General features: G+C 60.6%; 16 protein-coding genes. 7 read left to right on the top strand and 9 right to left on the bottom strand.

Features of this window, described 5'->3' with window-relative positions:
• Nucleotides 1-109 precede the first annotated feature (109 nt).
• From emhA to AACY19_RS20085, 7 genes are all read left to right on the top strand, one after another.
• A complete protein-coding gene (gene emhA / locus AACY19_RS20115) occupies nt 110-1,267 on the top strand; it encodes an efflux RND transporter periplasmic adaptor subunit EmhA (RefSeq protein ID WP_339453256.1) in 1,158 nt (385 codons plus the stop codon).
• Between the two features lie 3 nt (nt 1,268-1,270).
• A complete protein-coding gene (emhB, locus tag AACY19_RS20110) occupies nt 1,271-4,435 on the top strand; it encodes an efflux RND transporter permease subunit EmhB (RefSeq protein ID WP_339453254.1) in 3,165 nt (1,054 codons plus the stop codon).
• The gene (gene emhC / locus AACY19_RS20105; RefSeq protein WP_339453252.1) at nt 4,432-5,892 is read left to right on the top strand and encodes an efflux RND transporter outer membrane subunit EmhC; all 1,461 of its coding nucleotides are present in this window, start codon (nt 4,432-4,434) and stop codon (nt 5,890-5,892) included. Before emhB ends, emhC begins: the two co-directional genes overlap by 4 nt.
• Before the next feature lie 418 nt (nt 5,893-6,310).
• Nucleotides 6,311-7,570, top strand: coding sequence for an OprD family porin (locus AACY19_RS20100; protein WP_339453250.1), 1,260 nt, complete (start codon nt 6,311-6,313; stop codon nt 7,568-7,570).
• A 188-nt stretch (nt 7,571-7,758) separates the two neighbouring features.
• Nucleotides 7,759-8,949, top strand: coding sequence for an NAD(P)/FAD-dependent oxidoreductase (locus tag AACY19_RS20095; protein ID WP_339453248.1), 1,191 nt, complete (start codon nt 7,759-7,761; stop codon nt 8,947-8,949).
• A gap of 74 nt (nt 8,950-9,023) precedes the next feature.
• Entirely contained in the window at nt 9,024-9,332 is a 309-nt protein-coding gene (locus tag AACY19_RS20090) for a DUF1641 domain-containing protein (protein WP_339453246.1), read from the top strand.
• A gap of 21 nt (nt 9,333-9,353) precedes the next feature.
• Nucleotides 9,354-10,172, top strand: a complete 819-nt coding sequence (locus AACY19_RS20085; RefSeq protein ID WP_339453244.1) for a methyltransferase domain-containing protein — start codon at nt 9,354-9,356, stop codon at nt 10,170-10,172.
• A 104-nt stretch (nt 10,173-10,276) separates the two neighbouring features.
• Here the strand turns inward: AACY19_RS20085 and pcaC are convergent, their stop codons facing one another.
• The 9 genes from pcaC to AACY19_RS20040 all read right to left on the bottom strand — a co-directional run bounded on the left by pcaC (nt 10,277) and on the right by AACY19_RS20040 (nt 18,535).
• Nucleotides 10,277-10,669, bottom strand: a complete 393-nt coding sequence (pcaC, locus tag AACY19_RS20080) for a 4-carboxymuconolactone decarboxylase (protein WP_025110738.1) — start codon at nt 10,667-10,669, stop codon at nt 10,277-10,279.
• A gap of 13 nt (nt 10,670-10,682) precedes the next feature.
• Nucleotides 10,683-11,471, bottom strand: a complete 789-nt coding sequence (pcaD, locus tag AACY19_RS20075; protein ID WP_339453241.1) for a 3-oxoadipate enol-lactonase — start codon at nt 11,469-11,471, stop codon at nt 10,683-10,685.
• A gap of 12 nt (nt 11,472-11,483) precedes the next feature.
• Entirely contained in the window at nt 11,484-12,848 is a 1,365-nt protein-coding gene (locus AACY19_RS20070) for a 3-carboxy-cis,cis-muconate cycloisomerase (protein WP_339453239.1), read from the bottom strand.
• Nucleotides 12,849-12,894: 46 nt separating this feature from the next.
• A complete protein-coding gene (locus AACY19_RS20065) occupies nt 12,895-14,190 on the bottom strand; it encodes an MFS family transporter (protein WP_339453238.1) in 1,296 nt (431 codons plus the stop codon).
• A 197-nt stretch (nt 14,191-14,387) separates the two neighbouring features.
• Nucleotides 14,388-14,954 (bottom strand): protocatechuate 3,4-dioxygenase subunit alpha, encoded by a 567-nt coding sequence (pcaG, locus tag AACY19_RS20060; protein ID WP_339453236.1) that lies wholly within the window; start codon nt 14,952-14,954, stop codon nt 14,388-14,390.
• 1 nt (nt 14,955) lies between these two features.
• The gene (gene pcaH, locus AACY19_RS20055) at nt 14,956-15,660 is read right to left on the bottom strand and encodes a protocatechuate 3,4-dioxygenase subunit beta (protein WP_008080089.1); all 705 of its coding nucleotides are present in this window, start codon (nt 15,658-15,660) and stop codon (nt 14,956-14,958) included.
• Nucleotides 15,661-15,696: 36 nt separating this feature from the next.
• Nucleotides 15,697-16,902: a 3-oxoadipyl-CoA thiolase gene (gene pcaF, locus AACY19_RS20050; protein WP_339453234.1), complete on the bottom strand. Its 1,206-nt coding sequence runs from the start codon at nt 16,900-16,902 to the stop codon at nt 15,697-15,699.
• The gene (locus AACY19_RS20045) at nt 16,899-17,678 is read right to left on the bottom strand and encodes a CoA-transferase subunit beta (protein WP_339453232.1); all 780 of its coding nucleotides are present in this window, start codon (nt 17,676-17,678) and stop codon (nt 16,899-16,901) included. Before AACY19_RS20045 ends, pcaF begins: the two co-directional genes overlap by 4 nt.
• Nucleotides 17,678-18,535 (bottom strand): CoA transferase subunit A, encoded by an 858-nt coding sequence (locus tag AACY19_RS20040; RefSeq protein WP_339453230.1) that lies wholly within the window; start codon nt 18,533-18,535, stop codon nt 17,678-17,680. Before AACY19_RS20040 ends, AACY19_RS20045 begins: the two co-directional genes overlap by 1 nt.
• Between the last annotated feature and the right edge of the window lie 167 nt (nt 18,536-18,702).

Here is an 18,702-nt window from a genome sequence, read left to right as displayed (position 1 = left end):
ACCATGAACGTAAGTATATTCCTTAGCAAGCTACTTATCCACCCGGTATCCTTTTTTTACCCTTACACACTTCTTGTGCGTTATTTGCGCGCCTGACCCGAGGATCTTCATGCAATTCAAGCCAGCTGTTACCGCTCTGGTCACTGCCGTCGCCCTGGCATCGCTGCTCAGCGGATGTAAAAAGGAAGAGGCGGCACCGCCCGCTCCGCCCCCTCAGGTCGGCGTCGTTACCCTGCAACCACAAGCCTTCACGCTTACGTCCGAACTGCCGGGCCGCACCAGTGCGTTCCGCATCGCTGAAGTTCGTCCGCAGGTCAACGGCATCATTCTCAAGCGTCTGTTCAAGGAAGGCGGCGACGTCAAAGCCGGTCAGCAGCTGTACCAGATCGATCCGTCGGTCTACGAAGCGACCCTGAAAAGCGCCGAAGCCAGCCTGCGTTCGACCAAGTCGATCTCCGACCGCTACAAGCAATTGGTTGATGAACAGGCAGTCAGCCGCCAGGAATACGACACGGCGCTGTCCAACCGTTTGCAATCGGAAGCCGAATTGCAGAGCGCGCAGATCAACGTGCGTTACACCAAGGTCTACGCGCCGATCTCCGGGCGTATCGGCCGCTCTTCAGTGACTGAAGGTGCACTCGTCAGCAACGGCCAGACCGATGCCATGGCCGTGATCCAGCAGTTGGACCCGATCTACGTCGACGTTACGCAGTCCTCGGTTGAACTGCTGGAATTGCGCCGCGAGCTGGAAAGCGGACGTCTGCAGAAGGCCGGCGACAACGCCGCAGCGGTCAAACTGACCCTGGAAGACGGCAGCCAGTACAAGCTTGACGGTAAGCTGGAATTCTCGGAAGTGTCGGTCGATCAGACCACCGGCTCCGTCACCCTGCGTGCGGTGTTCCCGAACCCGGATCACACCCTGCTGCCAGGCATGTTCGTCCATGCCCAGTTGCAGGCCGGTGTGAACAGCGCCGCGATTCTTGCACCACAGCAAGGCGTGACCCGTGACCTCAAAGGTACCCCGACCGCACTGGTCGTCGGTGCCGACAACAAGGTCGAGCTGCGTCAGCTCAAGGCCAGCCGCACCGTCGGCAGCCAGTGGCTGATCGAAGACGGCCTCAAGGCCGGCGACCGTCTGATCACCGAAGGTCTGCAGTACGTCAAACCGGGTGTGGAAGTCAAAGCCACTGAAGCGACCAACGTTCACGCAAAGAACCCGGCCCCCGCACAGGCAGCTGACAAAGCCGCCGGCGGCAAAGGGGAGTAACCCATGTCAAAATTCTTTATCGACCGTCCGATTTTCGCCTGGGTAATCGCCCTGGTGATCATGCTGGTCGGGGCACTTTCGATCCTGAAATTGCCGATCAACCAGTACCCGAGCATTGCGCCGCCGGCCATTGCGATTCAGGTGACCTACCCGGGTGCGTCCGCACAAACCGTGCAGGACACCGTGGTCCAGGTCATCGAGCAACAGCTCAACGGTATCGACAACCTGCGTTATGTGTCCTCGGAAAGTAACTCCGACGGCAGCATGACCATCACCGCGACCTTCGAGCAAGGCACCAACTCCGACACCGCGCAGGTGCAGGTTCAGAACAAGCTGAACCTCGCAACCCCGCTGTTGCCGCAGGAAGTGCAGCAACAAGGTATCCGTGTGACCAAGGCAGTGAAGAACTTCCTGCTGGTGATCGGCGTGGTATCGCGTGACGGCAGCATGACCAAGGACGACCTGTCCAACTACATCGTGTCGAACATGCAGGACCCGATCTCGCGGACCGCCGGTGTCGGTGACTTCCAGGTTTTCGGTGCCCAGTATGCGATGCGTATCTGGCTCGATCCGGCCAAGTTGAACAATTTCAATCTGACCCCGGTGGACGTAAAAAACGCGATTGCCGCGCAGAACGTCCAGGTGTCGTCCGGTCAGCTCGGCGGCTTGCCGGCCGTACAAGGCCAGCAACTCAACGCCACGATCATCGGCAAGACCCGTCTGCAGACGGCCGAGCAGTTCAAGGAAATTCTGCTCAAGGTCAACAAGGACGGTTCGCAGGTTCGCCTCAAAGACGTCGCGGATGTCGGCCTGGGTGGCGAAAACTATGCGATCAGTGCCCAGTTCAACGGCAGCCCGGCTTCCGGTCTGGCGGTGAAACTGGCCAACGGCGCCAACGCCCTCGATACCGCCAAGGCCCTGCGCAAGACGATTGACGACCTCAAGCCGTTCTTCCCGCAAGGCATGGAAGTCGTCTTCCCTTACGACACCACCCCCGTGGTGACCGAGTCGATCAAAGGTGTGGTTCACACCCTGGTCGAAGCGATCGCGCTGGTGTTCCTGGTGATGTTCCTGTTCCTGCAAAACTTCCGCGCCACCGTCATCACCACGATGACCGTGCCGGTGGTCTTGCTGGGTACGTTCGGCATCCTCGCTGCCGCCGGGTTCAGCATCAACACGCTGACCATGTTCGGCATGGTGCTGGCCATCGGCTTGCTGGTGGACGACGCCATCGTCGTGGTGGAAAACGTCGAGCGGGTGATGAGCGAAGAAGGCTTGTCACCGAAAGAGGCGACCAAAAAGTCCATGGGCCAGATCCAGGGCGCACTGGTCGGTATCGCCCTCGTACTGTCGGCGGTATTGCTGCCGATGGCGTTCTTCAGCGGCTCCACCGGTGTGATCTACAAGCAGTTCTCGATCACCATCGTCTCGGCCATGGCCCTGTCGGTACTGGTCGCCCTGATTTTCACCCCGGCGCTGTGCGCCACCATGCTCAAGCCGATTCCGAAAGGCGAGCACGGCACGCCGAAGAAAGGCTTCTTTGGTTGGTTCAACCGCAATTTCGACCGTGGCGTGCAGAGCTACGAGCGCGGTGTCGGCAACATGCTGTCGCGCAAAGCGCCGTACCTGCTGGCCTACCTGCTGATCGTTGTCGGCATGATCTGGCTGTTCACCCGCATTCCGACCGCGTTCCTGCCGGAAGAAGACCAGGGCGTTCTGTTCGCCCAGGTGCAGACCCCGGCCGGCTCCAGTGCCCAGCGTACCCAGGTGGTCGTGGATGAAATGCGTGAATACCTGCTGCGTCCGAACAAGGACGGCGGTGAGGCCGACGCCGTGGCTTCGGTGTTCACCGTCACCGGCTTCAACTTCGCCGGTCGTGGTCAGAGCTCGGGTATGGCTTTCATCATGCTCAAACCGTGGGACGAGCGTAACGCCGACAACAGCGTATTCAGCCTCGCGGCCCGTGCTCAGCAGCATTTCTTCAGTTTCCGTGATGCCATGGTGTTCGCGTTTGCTCCGCCAGCGGTGCTGGAACTGGGTAACGCCACCGGTTTCGACGTATTCCTGCAGGACCGTGCCGGTATCGGCCACGAAAAACTGATGGAAGCGCGCAACCAGTTCCTCGGCATGGCCGCGCAGAGCAAAGTCCTGACCCAGGTACGTCCCAACGGTCTGAACGATGAGCCGCAGTTCCAGCTGGAAATCGATGACGAGAAGGCCAGTGCCCTGGGCATTACCATCAGCGACATCAACAACACCCTGTCGATTGCCTTGGGCAGTAGCTACGTCAACGACTTCATCGACCGCGGTCGTGTGAAGAAGGTGTACGTGCAGGGCCAGCCGGATTCGCGCATGAGTCCGGAAGACCTGAAGAAGTGGTACGTGCGTAACGCCGAAGGCACCATGGTTCCGTTCTCCGCGTTCGCCAAGGGCGAGTGGATCTACGGCTCGCCGAAACTGGCGCGCTACAACGGTGTAGAAGCGGTTGAAGTACTGGGTGCGCCTGCGCCGGGGTACTCCACCGGTGAAGCGATGGCCGAAGTCGAGGCGATTGCCAAGAAGCTGCCGGCGGGTGTCGGTATCTCCTGGACCGGTCTGTCCTATGAGGAACGTCTGTCCGGCTCGCAAGCGCCGGCGCTTTACGCCCTCTCGCTGCTGATGGTGTTCCTGTGTCTGGCGGCGTTGTACGAGAGCTGGTCGATTCCGATTGCGGTTATGCTCGTGGTGCCGTTGGGGATCATCGGTGCGCTGCTGGCGACCAGCCTGCGCGGGCTGTCCAACGACGTGTACTTCCAGGTGGGGCTGTTGACGACCATCGGTCTGGCGGCTAAAAACGCCATTCTGATCGTCGAGTTCGCCAAGGAACTGCATGAACAGGGACGCAGCCTGCGTGACGCGGCAATCGAAGCCTGCCGCATGCGTCTGCGCCCGATCATCATGACCTCGCTGGCGTTCGTGCTCGGTGTTGTACCGTTGGCAATCTCCACCGGTGCCGGTTCGGGCAGCCAGCATGCAATCGGTACTGGCGTGATTGGCGGTATGCTGACGGCCACGATCCTGGCGATCTTCTGGGTCCCACTGTTCTTCGTTACGGTTTCGTCCCTGGGCCAGCGCAAAAACGCTGACAAGGATGAAACGACTGAAACTCCTAAAGAGGCTGGCCAATGAGCAAGTCGCTACTCTCCCTCGCAGTCGCTGCCTTCGTGCTGAGCGGTTGCTCGCTGATACCTGACTATCAGCAGCCTGAGGCCCCGGTCGCAGGTCAGTATCCGCAGGGGCCGGCGTACTCGCCGGCCCAGGCACCGGCGCAGGCCGCTGCCGAGCAGGGCTGGAAGCAGTTTTTCCATGACCCTGCGCTGCAACAGCTGATCCAGGTCTCCCTGGAAAACAACCGCGACCTGCGTGTCGCGGCGCTGAACATCGATGCCTACGCGGCTCAATACCGCATCCAGCGGGCCGACCTGTTCCCCGCGGTTTCGGCCAATGCCAACGGCAGCCGTCAGCGTCTGCCGGCACGCGCTTCGCAAACCGGCGATTCGATGATCAGCAGTTCGTACTCGGCCACCGTCGGCATCAGCGCCTACGAACTTGACCTGTTCGGTCGCGTTCGCAGCCTGAGCGAACAAGCGTTGCAACAATACTTCGCCACCGAAGAAGCACGCCGCAGCACCCAGATCAGTCTGGTCGCCAGCGTCGCCAATGCTTACCTCACCTGGCAAGCGGACAAGGAACTGCTCAAGCTCACTCAGGACACCCTCGGTGCCTTCGAAGAAAGCTACAAGCTGACCAGCCGCAGCAACGAAGTCGGTGTGGCCTCGGCGCTGGATCTGGCCCAGTCGCGCACCTCGGTCGAGAACGCTCGTGCACAACTGGCGCGCTATACCCGCCAGGTCGCACAAGACGAAAACAGCCTGACCCTGCTGCTCGGCACCGGTATCCCGGCCAATCTGCAAGCGGCCAGACCGCTGTCCGATAACCTGCTCAGCGACGTACCGGCCGGTCTGCCTTCAGACCTGCTGCAACGTCGTCCGGACATCCTGCAAGCCGAGTACAACCTGAAAGCGGCCAACGCCAACATCGGCGCGGCCCGTGCCGCGTTCTTCCCGAGCATCAGCCTGACCGCCAACGCGGGCAGCCTGAGCCCGGATCTGTCCGGCCTGTTCAAGGGTGGTTCAGGGACGTGGCTGTTCCAGCCGCAGATCAACCTGCCGATTTTCAACGCCGGCAGCCTGCGCGCCAGCCTCGACTACGCCAAGATCCAGAAGGACATTGGCGTGGCGAACTACGAGAAGTCCATTCAAACGGCCTTCCAGGAAGTCGCCGATGGCCTCGCCGCACGCCAGACCTACACCGAGCAGTTGCAAGCGCAGCGTGACTTCGTTCAGGCCAACCAGGATTACTACCGCCTGGCTGAACGTCGGTATCGCATCGGCGTCGACAGCAACCTGACCTTCCTCGATGCCCAGCGTCAGCTGTTCAGCGCGCAACAAGCGCTGATCACCGACCGCCTCGCGCAGTTGACCAGTGCGGTCAACCTGTACAAGGCCCTGGGCGGTGGCTGGAATGCGCAGACCGCGCAGAACGAAGCGCTGAAAGAAGAAGCACCGAAGATGAAGTTGTTCTGATCATCATCGGCTGAATACAGGGAGCCCACCGATTGGTGGGCTTTTTGTTGTCTGTCGGAACGTTGTGTTGTCTGGGCTGGCCCTTTCGCGAGCAAGCCCGCTCCCACAGGGGGATCGCACTCCAAATGTGGGAGCGAACCTGCTCGCGAAGAGGCCCCTGCATTCACCCGGAACACTCGGCTCAATCTTGCGTTCGATAATCGCCCAAAACCCGCTTTACCCAATTGAAACCCGCCCTCCGCCCCCCGCACCATTCGCTCCACAAAACCAATAACAACAGGTTCGATACCATGCTCCCGCGCCCTGCTCCGTCCGGCTGATCAACGCCGCTTCACCCTGAAAATCATTCATGACTGCGCCCCCCGAAAACGGCGCCCGCGCCCCCGTTCGCCTAAAAAAACAAGAGAGACCCGAGCCCATGACCACCTCCCCTGCGCCTTATGCATTTCCTGGCCTGATCGCCCTCGTCCTGGCTGGCGCGGCCCTGCCCGTTGCGGCCGAAGAAGCCGGTTTCGTCGAAGGCGCCAAGGTCAACCTGAACCTGCGCAACTTTTACATCAACCGCAACTTCACCAACCCGACCAAGGCCCAGGGCAAGGCTGAAGAGTGGACGCAGAGCTTCATCCTCGATGCCAAATCCGGCTTCACCCAAGGCACTGTCGGTTTCGGCATGGACGTGCTGGGCTTGTACTCGGTGAAACTCGATGGCGGCAAAGGCACGGGCGGCACGCAGTTGCTGCCGCTGGATCACGACGGGCGCCCGGCCGACAACTTCGGCCGCACCAACGTCGCGTTCAAGGCCAAGCTGTCCCAGACCGAAGTGAAGGTCGGCGAATGGATGCCGGTGCTGCCGATCCTGCGCTCGGACGATGGTCGCTCGTTGCCCCAGACCTTCCGTGGAGGCCAGATCACCTCGAAGGAAATCGACGGCCTCACCCTTTACGGCGGCCAGTTCCGCGCCAACAGCCCGCGCGACGACAGCAGCATGAGTGACATGTCGATGACCGGCAAAGCAGCGTTCACTTCAGATCGCTTCAACTTCCAGGGCGGCGAATACGTTTTCAATGAAAAACGCACGCAGATCGGCCTGTGGAATGCCGAACTCAAGGACATCTACAGCCAGCAATACGTCAACCTGATCCACAGCCAGCCGCTGGGCGACTGGACCCTCGGCGCCAACCTCGGATTTTTCTATGGCAAGGACGACGGCAGCGCCCGTGCCGGTGATCTGGACAACAAGACCTGGTCGGGGATGTTCTCGGCCAAATACGGCGGCAACACTTTTTATGTCGGTCTGCAGAAACTCACTGGCGACAGCGCGTGGATGCGCGTCAACGGCACCAGTGGCGGCACCTTGGCCAACGACAGCTACAACGCCAGTTACGACAACGCACAGGAACGTTCCTGGCAACTGCGCCACGACTACAACTTCGCCGCGCTCGGTGTCCCCGGCCTGACCCTGATGAACCGCTACATCAGCGGCGACAACGTACACACCGGGACGATCACCGATGGCAAGGAATGGGGCCGAGAGTCAGAACTGGGCTACACCGTGCAGAGCGGCGCCTTGAAGAATCTGAACGTCAGATGGCGCAACTCGACCATGCGCCGTGATTACAGCAATAACGAGTTCGACGAGAACCGCTTGATCGTCAGTTACCCGATCAGCCTTTTGTAATCAGCGAACGGTCACTTCAATAGCTGGCTCGTTGAGGCACTCCGTCGGTCGTATCGAACTGGCGGATTGTACTCACACAGATAAAGTCAGTAGGTGGTTACTTTCTCCAGTCCGAAGTAGGAGCCCTTTTTCTCTTCCGTTATCTCCGGATGCTGTACGCGAAGCTGCCATGACCTCGGAGGTCAGGTATGAATAAGCGAATAGTTATCGTCGGTGGCGGTGTAGGCGGAACCATGCTGGCCAATCAATTGGCCGGCAAGCTGTATCCGGAAATCCTTCGCGGCGACGTCTCGATCACCCTGCTATCCAATTCCCCCGATCACTTCTACAAACCGGCGTTCATGTATGTGGCGTTCAACCAGTTCTTCAATGAAGAAATCAAACGCCCGGAACGTTCACTGTTACGCCCGGAAATCCACTTTAATGTTGAAGAAGTCACCCACTTCGATTTTCCTGGCCAATACCTGAAAACCCGTAGCGCAAAACGCTATGACTACGATTTTCTGGTCATCGCCACTGGCTGCGTGCCTGCGCCTGAACGCATTGAGGGATTGCAAGAGGCTGGCGATCACTTCTATCAATACCAACCCGCCCGTCAACTGGCACAAAGGCTGAGCACCATCGAAAAAGGCCGGATTTTCATTACGGTATCTTTCCCGCAAACACCCAACGTCCCTCACCAGTGCGGCATTGCTCCGGTGGAAACGACATTGATGCTTGATGATTTCCTGCGTCGCCGAGGTGTCCGTGACAAGGTAGAAATCATTTACACCTACCCTACCGTCGCCCAACTCTTACGTAATTGCCTGTTTCTGCAACGGCCCACGGGCGAAATCCTGCCGGACATTTTTGAACAGAAAGGTATCCACTTTCAGCGCAGCTTCACTCTGAGCAAGGTCGACCCCGACGCAAAAGTCGCCTATTCAGCCGAAGGTGATGCACAACCATTCGACATCCTGATGGCTACCCCGCCGATCTGTGCAGTTAAAGCGGTTCGGGAGTCCGGCGCCTCACAAGCGCCGAATGATGAGGGCTGGCTGCCGACCCATCATGAAACGCTGCAGGTTTATGGCCTGCAACATGTCTATGTGATCGGCGACACCGTGGATCTTCCAGTGAGCAAGGCGGGTGGTGCATGCCATAACCAGGCACCCGTCATCGCCAACAACATCACCGCCGAAATTCGCTTGGGAGCCCCCAACAGCGTCTATGACGGTCGGGTTCAGGCAGTGGCGCAAATGGGGCTGAATGCCGGGATGCCTCTTTGGTACGACTATTCCCACGATGTACAGCCGACACCGCCCACCAAACTTGGCGGTCTGCTCAGAAACGGTTTCAATCGCGGCCTTTACTGGGCTGTGGCACGAGGCATGCTTTGACCCTGCACAGGGAGGAGTGATGACAGATGAATATGCCTGAAGAAATATCGGCCACGCCAGGGTTCACCGCCCTCATGGCCAAACTGCAACCGTTGGTTGACGGTGGAAGACTGGAAAACCTCGTGGACTTGCTTTCATTGCTTTCCGATCTGATTGACGTGACGGATGCAGCGATGGTGGAAAAGCTCGCGCAGGCGTTCGAATCCGCTGCGGCAACCACTTGGGCAGTCAGTAACACTTTGCGCCAAGCCAAAGCTGAAGCTGCGGCACTGCCCGAATCGCTGAGCCTCTTTGCCTTGCTCAAACTGTTGAACGATACGGATACGCGCAAAGGTGTGGCAGTTGTCCTGAAAACCCTCAACATCATCGGAAGACAACTGTAACTCGCCAGAGAGGATCACCTCATGAGCGTCAAACTTGAAACGGCAGGGGAAGCCAGCACCCAATGGAACGCCAAGGCGTACCAGCAGTTTTCTCGTCTCAGGCAACGTCCGGTCAATGAATTGCTCGACCGGGTTGACCTGGCGAATCCGCAACGCATTTACGACCTCGGCTGCGGCACCGGCATTGCCACGCAGTTGTTGGCCAAACGCTGGCCGCGCGCGCAGTTGCAGGGCGTCGACAGCTCCGCACAGATGCTCGATGAGGCGCGCTGTCTGCCGATCCGGGCGTTGTGGAAACGTTGCGACCTGCTTGATTGGCAACCGGAGCAGCCGGCGGATCTGCTGTTCGCCGCCGCCGTGCTGCACTTCATCGACGGCCATGAAACGCTGCTGCCGCGCCTGCTCGGTTATCTGAACCCCGGCGGCTGTCTGGCGGCGCACATGCCGGACTGGCGCGACGCCTTGTGGTATCGGCTGATGCTCGACACCCTCGAAGACGGCGGCCCCAACGGCACACCCTTGGGCACGCCCGAACTGCGCCAGCGCATGGCCGCGCGACCGTTGTTGTCACTGGAGGATTACTACCGCTTGCTCGCGCCGCAGACTACGTCGCTGGACATCTGGGAGACCGAGCAATTGCAGGTGGTGGACGGCAAATCGCCGGTGTACGACTGGGTAAAAGTGTCGGCGTTGCGACCGGTGATGCAGGCGCTGGATTCAGCCGAACAGGCGCGGTTTATCTATCACTTTCTGATGCGGGTGCATGCGCATTATCCGCAGGAGGCGGATGGGCATACGTTGTTTGCGTTCAAGCGGATATTCATTGTCGCCCACGTCTGATTTCGCGGCCGCTAGCGCCTTCGCGAGCAAGCCCGCGCCCACAGGGGAAACGCATTCTCCTGTGGGCGCGGGCTTGCTCGCGAAGACGTCAGATGAGGCCACCCTCACTCGCGGGATTCAACACCCAACTCATCCCACACCGACTCAGCCAGGTGAAACGTCGCATTCGCCGCCGGTATCCCGCAGTAAATCGCGCTCTGCATGATCACTTCCTTGATCTCGCCACGGCTCACGCCGTTGTTGGCCGCCGCGCGCAAATGCAGTTTCAGCTCCCCCTCGCGGTTCATGCCGATCAGCATGGCGATGGTGATCAGACTGCGTGTGTGCCGAGGCAGGCCCGGACGCGTCCAGATGTCACCCCAGGCATGCCGGGTGATCATTTCCTGAAACTCCGAGTTGAACTCGGTCAGCGTGGTCAGGCTGCGGTCAACATGCGCATCGCCCAACACCGCGCGGCGCACTTGCATGCCGTCGTCGTAACGTTGTTTTTCGTCCACGAAAATCCCCTTGTCAGGCCTTTAGAAACGCCAACACACGATCACTGAAATCCGCGCCAGCCTGCACGTTGGACAAGTGCGCCGCGTAGAACCCGGCGTATTGCGCACCGCGCACGTGCTCCTGAATGAAGTGCCCACCCGACGGCGGCGTCACCGCATCTTCGGTGCCGGCAATAACCAGCAACGGCACGTTGATCGCCGCCAGTTGCTCACGGAAATCGGCATCACGCACCGCCGCGCAATTGGCCGCGTAGCCTTCAGGCGAAGTGGCGGCCAGCATGTCGGTAATCTGCTTGGCCGCCGCCGGATGCGCTGCCGAAAAGTCCGGGGTAAACCAACGGGCAATCGATGCATCACGCAGGGCAACCATCGCCGCCGCGCCGTCACGCAGCACGGTTTCGATGCGTGGGTTCCATACCGACGGATCGCCGATTTTTGCCGCCGTGTTGCAGACGATCAGCTTGTGCAGACGATGCCCGGCATTGATGCCCAACCATTGCCCGATCAGGCCGCCCATCGACAATCCGCAGAAATGCGCACGCTCAATGTGCAGCGCATCGAGCAGGCCGAGTACGTCGTGACCGAGTTGCTCGATGCTGTACGGCCCCGGCGTCACCAGCGATTGACCGTGACCACGGGTGTCGAAACGCAGCACGCGAAAATGCTCGGTAAAGGCCGGCATCTGCGCATCCCACATGTGCAGGTCAGTGCCCAGGGAGTTGGACAGCACCAGCACCGGCGCATCGACCGGGCCTTCAATTTGATAGTGCAGTTCGCCATCGGCGAGTTGAACGAAAGCCACAGCCCTCTCCTTTCAGACAGACAATGCGTTGTGTTCGGCCACCGCGCGCTCGACCCAGGTTTTCGCCTGGCCGAGGTAATGGGCGGGGTTCAAAAGATGATCGAGTTCAGCGCTGCTCAGTTCGGCAGTGATTTGTGCTTCGTCACCGAGTACGGCGCGCAAATGCCGTTGCTCGGCAACTGCGCGTTTGCAGCATTGCTCGAGCAGGTGATGCGCGGTGTCGCGGCCAACCCGCTGCGCAAGCACGATACTCACCGCTTCGGCCAGCACCAGCCCCTGAGTCAATTCAAGGTTGCGGCCCATGCGCGCGGCGTCGACTTCCAGGCCCTCGGCAAGCAATTTCGCCTGTTGCAGCGAACCCGAAACGAGGCAGCAGATGTCCGGCAAGGTTTCCCATTCAGCGTGCCACAGACCGAGGCTGCGTTCATGCTCCTGCGGCATCGCGCTGAACAGCGTGGAGACCAGACCCGGCACCCGCGTCGCCGCGCCGATCAACACCGCCGCACCCACCGGATTGCGTTTGTGCGGCATGGTTGACGAACCGCCCTTGCCCGGCGCCGCAGGTTCAAAAACCTCCGCCGCTTCGGTCTGCATCAACAGGCTGATGTCGCGACCGAATTTGCCGAGGCTGCCGGCGATCAAACCGAGCACCGCGCCAAACTCCACCACACGATCACGCTGGGTGTGCCACGGTTGCTCCGGCAAGGTCAGTTGCAATTCCGCAGCCAGCGCTTGCGCGATTGGCAACGCCTGTTCGCCGAGCGCCGCGAGCGTGCCCGAGGCGCCACCGAATTGCAGCACCAGCAAGCGTGGCTTGAGTTCGCGCAGACGCTGACGGCTGCGAGTGACAGCCCCCAACCATCCAGCGATTTTCATGCCCAGCGTCACTGGCGTTGCGTGTTGCAACCACGTGCGTCCGGCCAGCGGTGTCGCTGCATGACGTTGCGCTTGGGTCGCGAGAGAATCAGCAAGTTGCGAAAGATCGTCCTCGATCAACGCCAGCGCCTGACGCAATTGCAGCACCAGCCCCGAGTCCATCACGTCCTGACTGGTTGCCCCCAAATGCACATAACGCTCGGCCTCGGCATCGCTGGCCGCGATCTGCTTGCCCAACGCCTTGACCAGCGCAATCGCCGAATTGCCCGCCGAGGCAATCGCCTCGCTCAGTGCCGCGAAGTCGTACAAGCCTGCACTGCACGCCGCTGTAATCGGCGCGACAGCTGATGCAGGAATCAGCCCGACCCGCGCCTCGGCCCGGGCCAGCGCTGCTTCAAAGTCGAGCATCGCCTGCACGCGGCCCTGATCGCAGAACACTTCGCGCATATCGCGGGCGGTAAAGTAGGCATCGAACAATTGATTGCCCGGTCGCTGAGTCATAAACAGTCCTTGCCGGCGCGGACCATCACGGCCCGCGCGCATCGGGTTAGAGATCGTGGTGCAAGTACGCCGCCTGTTTCGGCAGGCGCAGACTGAACAGGAAAGCAATCGCCATCATCGCCGTCACGTACCAGTAAAAGGAGTTTTCCATGCCGATGCTCTTCAAGCTCAGGGCGACGAATTCCGCCGAGCCGCCGAAGATCGCATTAGCCACCGCATAGGCCAGGCCGACGCCGAGGGCGCGGACTTCCGGCGGGAACATTTCGGCTTTCACCAGGCCACTGATCGAGGTGTAGAAACTGACAATCGCCAGCGCCACGGTGATCAGCACAAACGCCAAGAACGGGCTGCTGACGCTTTTCAGGCTCAACAGAATCGGCACGGTGAACAGCGTACCGAGCGCGCCGAACCACAGCATCGAATTACGTCGGCCAATCTTGTCGGCGAGCATGCCGAACAGCGGCTGCATGCACATGTACAGGAACAGCGCGCCGGTCATGATGTAGCTGGCGGTCTTGGCGTGCATGCCAGCGGTGTTCACCAGGTACTTCTGCATGTAGGTGGTGAACGTGTAGAAAATCAGCGAGCCACCGGCGGTGTAACCGAGCACGGTGATGAACGCGGCTTTGTGATCACGGAACAGCGCGGCGATGCTGCCGGCGTCTTTGTGTTCACGGGTTTCCTTGTTGGTGGTTTCTTTCAGCGAACGACGCAGGAGCAGCGAGATCAGCGCCGCCACTGCACCGACCACAAACGGAATCCGCCAGCCGTAGGCGCGCAGGTCTTCTTCGGTGAGGAACTGCTGCAGGATCACCACCAGCGACACCGCCAGCAGTTGCCCGCCGATCAGGGTCACGTACTGGAACGAGGCGAAAAATCCGCGCTGGCCCTTGAGGGCGACTTCGCTCATGTAGGTGGCGGTAGTGCCGTACTCACCGCCGACCGAGAGGCCTTGCAGCAGACGGGCGAACAACAGCAAGACCGGCGCCCAGACGCCGATGTCCTTGTACGTCGGCAGGCAGGCGATCAGCAACGAGCCAAAGCACATCATCAGAATCGAGATGAGCATCGAATTCTTGCGTCCGTGCTTGTCGGCGACCCGGCCGAAAATCCAGCCGCCAATCGGGCGCATCAGGAAGCCGGCCGCGAACACGCCGGCGGTGTTGACCAGTTGCACCGTCGGGTTGTCAGAGGGGAAGAACGCCGGGGCGAAATAGATCGCGCAAAAGGCGTAGACGTAGAAGTCGAACCATTCGACGAGGTTGCCGGACGAGGCGCCGACAATGGCGAAGATGCGCTTGCTGCGCTCTTCGCCGGTGTAGTGGGAGGTGGCGGTTGTCATTGTTCTTCACTCGATAGGGACTGTGAGAGTCTAGACATACTTTGCAACAGTCCCGTTCCACAGTGCCATCTGCAACACAGTTCTCTCCGGTGGGAGCGGGCTTGCTCGCGAAGAGGGAGTGTCAGTCGACATTTATGTTGGCTGACCCACCGCTTTCGCGAGCAAGCCCGCTCCCACAGGGGATTGCTGGTGTTCTTTTAGTAATCGAAGAACACCGTCTCGGCATCGGTGCCCTGCAGAATCACATTCCACTGGTAAACACCCGACGCATCTTTTTTCGCCAGCAACGTGTTGCGACGCTCCGCCGGCACACATTCCAGCAACGGATCATTCACGTTCGCCGGCTCGCCTTCAAAGTAGATCCGCGTCAGCAAGTGTTTGACCAGGCCACGGGCAAACACCAGCACCACCAGATGCGGCGCCTGAGTCGAGCCCTTGAGGCCTTCAACCGTGCCCGGTTTGATTGTGGTGAAACGGAAACGCCCTTCAGCGTCCACCGGCACCCGGCCAAAGCCTTCGAAATTCGGATCGAGCGGCTTGTTTTGCTCATCTTCCGGGTGGTCGTATTTGCCGGCGGCATTCGCCTGCCAGACTTCGAGCATGGCGTCGTTGACAACATCGCCGTTGCCATCCACCACCTGCCCGGTGATCGCCACGCGCTCGCCCAGGGTCTGTTCGACAGTGAGGTCTTCGCGGTTCAGCCAGGTCAGACCGATGTGGTAATACGGCCCGACGGTGTGGGACGTGGTCGCAGTCAGCGTCATCTTATTTCTCCATCGGCGTGGCTTCACGCCCGCGCAGCACGATGTCCCAGCGATAACCGAGGGCGTAGGACGGAATGGTTTTTTCCAGATCGAAACTGGCGATCAGGCGTTCCTTGGCCGAGGTGTCCGGCACGCAGTTGTAGATCGGGTCATACGCCAGCAGCGGATCGCCCGGGAAATACATCTGCGTCACCAGGCGGGTGAGGATGCTCGGCCCGAACAGCGAAAAGTGAATGTGCGCCGGGCGCCACGCATTGTGGTGGTTGCCCCACGGATAGGCGCCGGGCTTGATGGTCTGGAATTGATACCAGCCATCGGCGTCGGTGACGGTGCGCCCCGTGCCGGTGAAGTTCGGGTCCAGCGGCGCGTCGTGCAGGTCGCGCTTGTGGTTGTAGCGGCCGGCAGCGTTGGCCTGCCAGATCTCGACGAGAATTCCTGGCACCGGCAGACCGTTTTCGTCGAGCACACGGCCGTGAATGATGATGCGTTCGCCCTGCGGCTCGCCTTCATGCTGGGCGGTCAGGTCGTTATCGGTATCGCCCACACGCTCGGCGCCGATGGTCGGCCCGGTGATTTCCGACAGCGAATGCGGCAGGAACACCAATGGCTTGGACGGCGAGCGCAGGTTGGTGGATTGATACGTCGGGTGCAGGTACTCAGGCTGAGTGCCTTCCTGCGGACGACGGTAACCAGGCTTGTCAGACATGTCGCTTTCCTCTGTTCTATTTCGTCACGGCTTGCGTCAGACGCGTTCGATGGCCAGGGCCAGACCTTGGCCGACGCCTACGCACATGGTCGCCAGACCTTTCTTGCCACCGGTCTTTTCCAGTTGATGCAGCGCGGTCAGCACCAGCCGCGCACCGCTCATGCCCAACGGGTGGCCGAGGGCAATCGCCCCGCCGTTCGGGTTGACCTGAGCGGCGTCGTCGGCCAGACCCAGTTCACGCAGCACCGCCAGGCCTTGGCTGGCAAACGCTTCGTTGAGTTCGATCACATCAAAATCGCTGACTGCGACGCCCAGGCGCTCGATCAATTTGCGCACCGCTGGCACCGGGCCGATGCCCATCACACGTGGCGCCACACCGGCGCTGGCCATGCCGAGCACTTTGGCGCGGGCGGTCAGGCCATGTTTTTTCACGGCTTCGGCGGAGGCGAGAATCAGCGCAGCAGCCCCGTCGTTGACGCCAGAAGCATTACCGGCGGTGACGGTTTTGTCTGGGCCGTTAACGGGTTTCAGCTTGCTCAGCGCTTCAATCGTCGTGTCAGCGCGCGGATGTTCGTCCTCGCTGACCACGGTTTCGCCCTTCTTGTGGGCAATTCGCACTTCGACGATTTCTTCAGCGAAGTAGCCGGCAGCCTGCGCGGCGGCGGTACGTTGCTGACTGCGCAGGGCGAAGGTGTCCTGATCGGCGCGCGACACTTTATAGTCGTCGGCGACGTTGTCGGCGGTCTGCGGCATCGCGTCGACGCCGTATTGCGCTTTCATCAGCGGGTTGATGAAACGCCAGCCGATGGTGGTGTCTTCCAGTTTCATGTTGCGCGAGAACGCCGCGTCAGCCTTGCCCATCACGAACGGTGCGCGGGACATCGACTCGACGCCGCCGGCAATCGCCAGCTCCATCTCGCCGCTGGCGATGGCGCGGAACGCGGTACCGATGGCATCCATGCCCGAAGCGCACAGACGATTGAGGGTCACGCCCGGTACGGTTTCCGGCAGCCCCGCCAGCAGCAGCGCCATGCGCGCGACGTTGCGGTTGTCTTCGCCGGCCTGGTTGGCGCAGCCGAGGAAGACTTCGTCAATGGCGCTCCAGTCCACCGATGGATTGCGCTCCATCAGGGCCTTGATCGGCACAGCGGCCAGGTCGTCGGCGCGAACGGCGGACAGTCCGCCGCCGAAACGGCCGATGGGCGTGCGAATCGCGTCGCAGATATAAACGTCACGCATCATGCTTCTCCCGGTGCCTGGCCGTGGGCGGCGGCGGTGCGTGATTCGAGATCGCGCAGTGCGGTCAGCTCGACCTCAGTCGGTTCAGCGGTGTTTTCTACATGGTCGGCAAAACGAATCGCCCAACCGGTGGCCGCGACCACTTGCTCACGGGTCACGCCCGGGTGCAGCGCGGTCACGACGAATTCGTGGGTACCCTCTTCCGGCTCCATGATGCACAGGTCGGTGATGATCCCGACCGGCCCGGCGCCCGGCAGGCCCAGACGTTTGCGTGAATCACCGCCCTCGCCATGACCGACCGAGGTGATGAAATCGAGCTTGTCGACAAACGAACGTGCCGACTGTTTCAGGATGATCAGCACGCTTTTCGCCGAACCGGCAATCTCCGGCGCGCCACCGGCCCCCGGCAGACGCACTTTCGGCGCATGGTAATCGCCCACCACGGTGGTGTTGATGTTGCCAAAACGGTCGACTTGCGCGGCGCCGAGAAAACCGACGTCGATGCGCCCGCCCTGCAGCCAATAGCGAAAAATCTCACCGGTCGGCACGACGGTGTCGGCGGTTTCCGCCAGTTCGCCATCACCGATGGACAGCGGCAGTACGCTTGGCTTGGCGCCAATCGGGCCCGACTCGTAAATCAGCACCACGTCCGGCGACGAAGTCAGACGTGCGAGGTTGGCGGCTTTCGACGGCAGGCCGATGCCGACAAAGCACACCGAGCCGTTCTTCAGGCGACGGGCCGCCGCAACGGTCATCATTTCATTGGTGGTGTAAGTCATTACTTGGCCTCCGAAGCAGCGGCCAATCTGGCCTGAAACTCGCTGAAATCAGCGCAGCCATGGATGTATTCGTTGATCCACGCGGTAAACGTCTCACGGTCGCGGGCGATCGGGTCCCACGCCTGATAGAAACGATTGTCACGCTCGGTGTAACCATGAGCGTAGGACGGATGTGCGCCGCCGGGTACATGGCAGACCGCGCTCAAGGCCCAGGTCGGCAGCACGCAAGCGTTCATCGGCGCCTTGAGGTCGTCGACGATTTCTTCAACGGTGACGATGCAACGCTTGGCGGCGAGCGCCGCTTCTTTCTGCACGCCGAGAATGCCCCACAGCAGCACGTTGCCCTTGCGGTCGGCCTTCTGCGCGTGGATCACGGTCACGTCCGGGCGCACCGATGGCACGGCGGCCAGCACTTCGCCGGTAAACGGGCAGGTCACGGTTTTGATCAGCGGATTGACTTTCGGCAGGTCGGAACCGGCGTAGGCCCGCAGAACGGCGAACGGCAGGCCGGAAGCGCCAGCGACGTAGGCATTGGCCAGATCGGCGTGGCTGTGTTCTTCGATTTCCAGCGCGTGCGGCCATTGTTTCTCGACCGCGTCACGCAGGCGGTGCAGCGAACCAACACCCGGATTGCCGCCCCAGGAGAAAACCAGTTTGCGTGCGCAACCGGCGCCGATCAGTTGGTCGTAGATCAGGTCAGGCGTCATCCGCACCAGAGTCAGATCTTTCTTGCCCTGACGAATGATTTCATGACCCGCTGCCGTAGGGATCAAGTGGGTGAAGCCTTCGAGTGCGACGGTGTCACCATCGTTGACGAATTGCTTCACCGCGTCGTGCAGCGAAAGGATCTCAGCCATGGAGCGGGCTCCTGTTTTTGTAATGAATCGCCAGTGATAAAAAGGCGCGAGGTTCAGCGCCGGAGTCACTGCAGATTAAGCCTGGGAAAATCGCCAAACAATCCGATAATCGACTGAGTGTTCGTTTATCGAACAGATTGTTGTTTGCCTAACAATCAGATCAAAAG

The sequence above is a fragment of the Pseudomonas sp. EA_5y_Pfl2_R50 genome, assembly GCF_963970475.1.
Classification (GTDB): Bacteria; Pseudomonadota; Gammaproteobacteria; order Pseudomonadales; family Pseudomonadaceae; genus Aquipseudomonas.
Note: the sequence above shows the minus strand (reverse complement) of the source record. Positions and strands in the feature narration are given on the sequence as shown.

Coding starts and splice junctions, on each gene's coding strand:
- AACY19_RS20100 (WP_339453250.1), top strand. CDS start 6,311: ATGACCACCTCCCCTGCGCCTTATGCATTTCCTGGCCTGATCGCCCTC.
- AACY19_RS20070 (WP_339453239.1), bottom strand. CDS start 12,848: ATGACTCAGCGACCGGGCAATCAATTGTTCGATGCCTACTTTACCGCC.
- AACY19_RS20090 (WP_339453246.1), top strand. CDS start 9,024: ATGGCCAAACTGCAACCGTTGGTTGACGGTGGAAGACTGGAAAACCTC.
- pcaG (WP_339453236.1), bottom strand. CDS start 14,954: ATGACGCTGACTGCGACCACGTCCCACACCGTCGGGCCGTATTACCAC.
- AACY19_RS20085 (WP_339453244.1), top strand. CDS start 9,354: ATGAGCGTCAAACTTGAAACGGCAGGGGAAGCCAGCACCCAATGGAAC.
- AACY19_RS20065 (WP_339453238.1), bottom strand. CDS start 14,190: ATGACAACCGCCACCTCCCACTACACCGGCGAAGAGCGCAGCAAGCGC.
- pcaF (WP_339453234.1), bottom strand. CDS start 16,902: ATGATGCGTGACGTTTATATCTGCGACGCGATTCGCACGCCCATCGGC.
- AACY19_RS20040 (WP_339453230.1), bottom strand. CDS start 18,535: ATGGCTGAGATCCTTTCGCTGCACGACGCGGTGAAGCAATTCGTCAAC.
- AACY19_RS20045 (WP_339453232.1), bottom strand. CDS start 17,678: ATGACTTACACCACCAATGAAATGATGACCGTTGCGGCGGCCCGTCGC.
- emhC (WP_339453252.1), top strand. CDS start 4,432: ATGAGCAAGTCGCTACTCTCCCTCGCAGTCGCTGCCTTCGTGCTGAGC.
- pcaH (WP_008080089.1), bottom strand. CDS start 15,660: ATGTCTGACAAGCCTGGTTACCGTCGTCCGCAGGAAGGCACTCAGCCT.
- emhB (WP_339453254.1), top strand. CDS start 1,271: ATGTCAAAATTCTTTATCGACCGTCCGATTTTCGCCTGGGTAATCGCC.
- AACY19_RS20095 (WP_339453248.1), top strand. CDS start 7,759: ATGAATAAGCGAATAGTTATCGTCGGTGGCGGTGTAGGCGGAACCATG.
- emhA (WP_339453256.1), top strand. CDS start 110: ATGCAATTCAAGCCAGCTGTTACCGCTCTGGTCACTGCCGTCGCCCTG.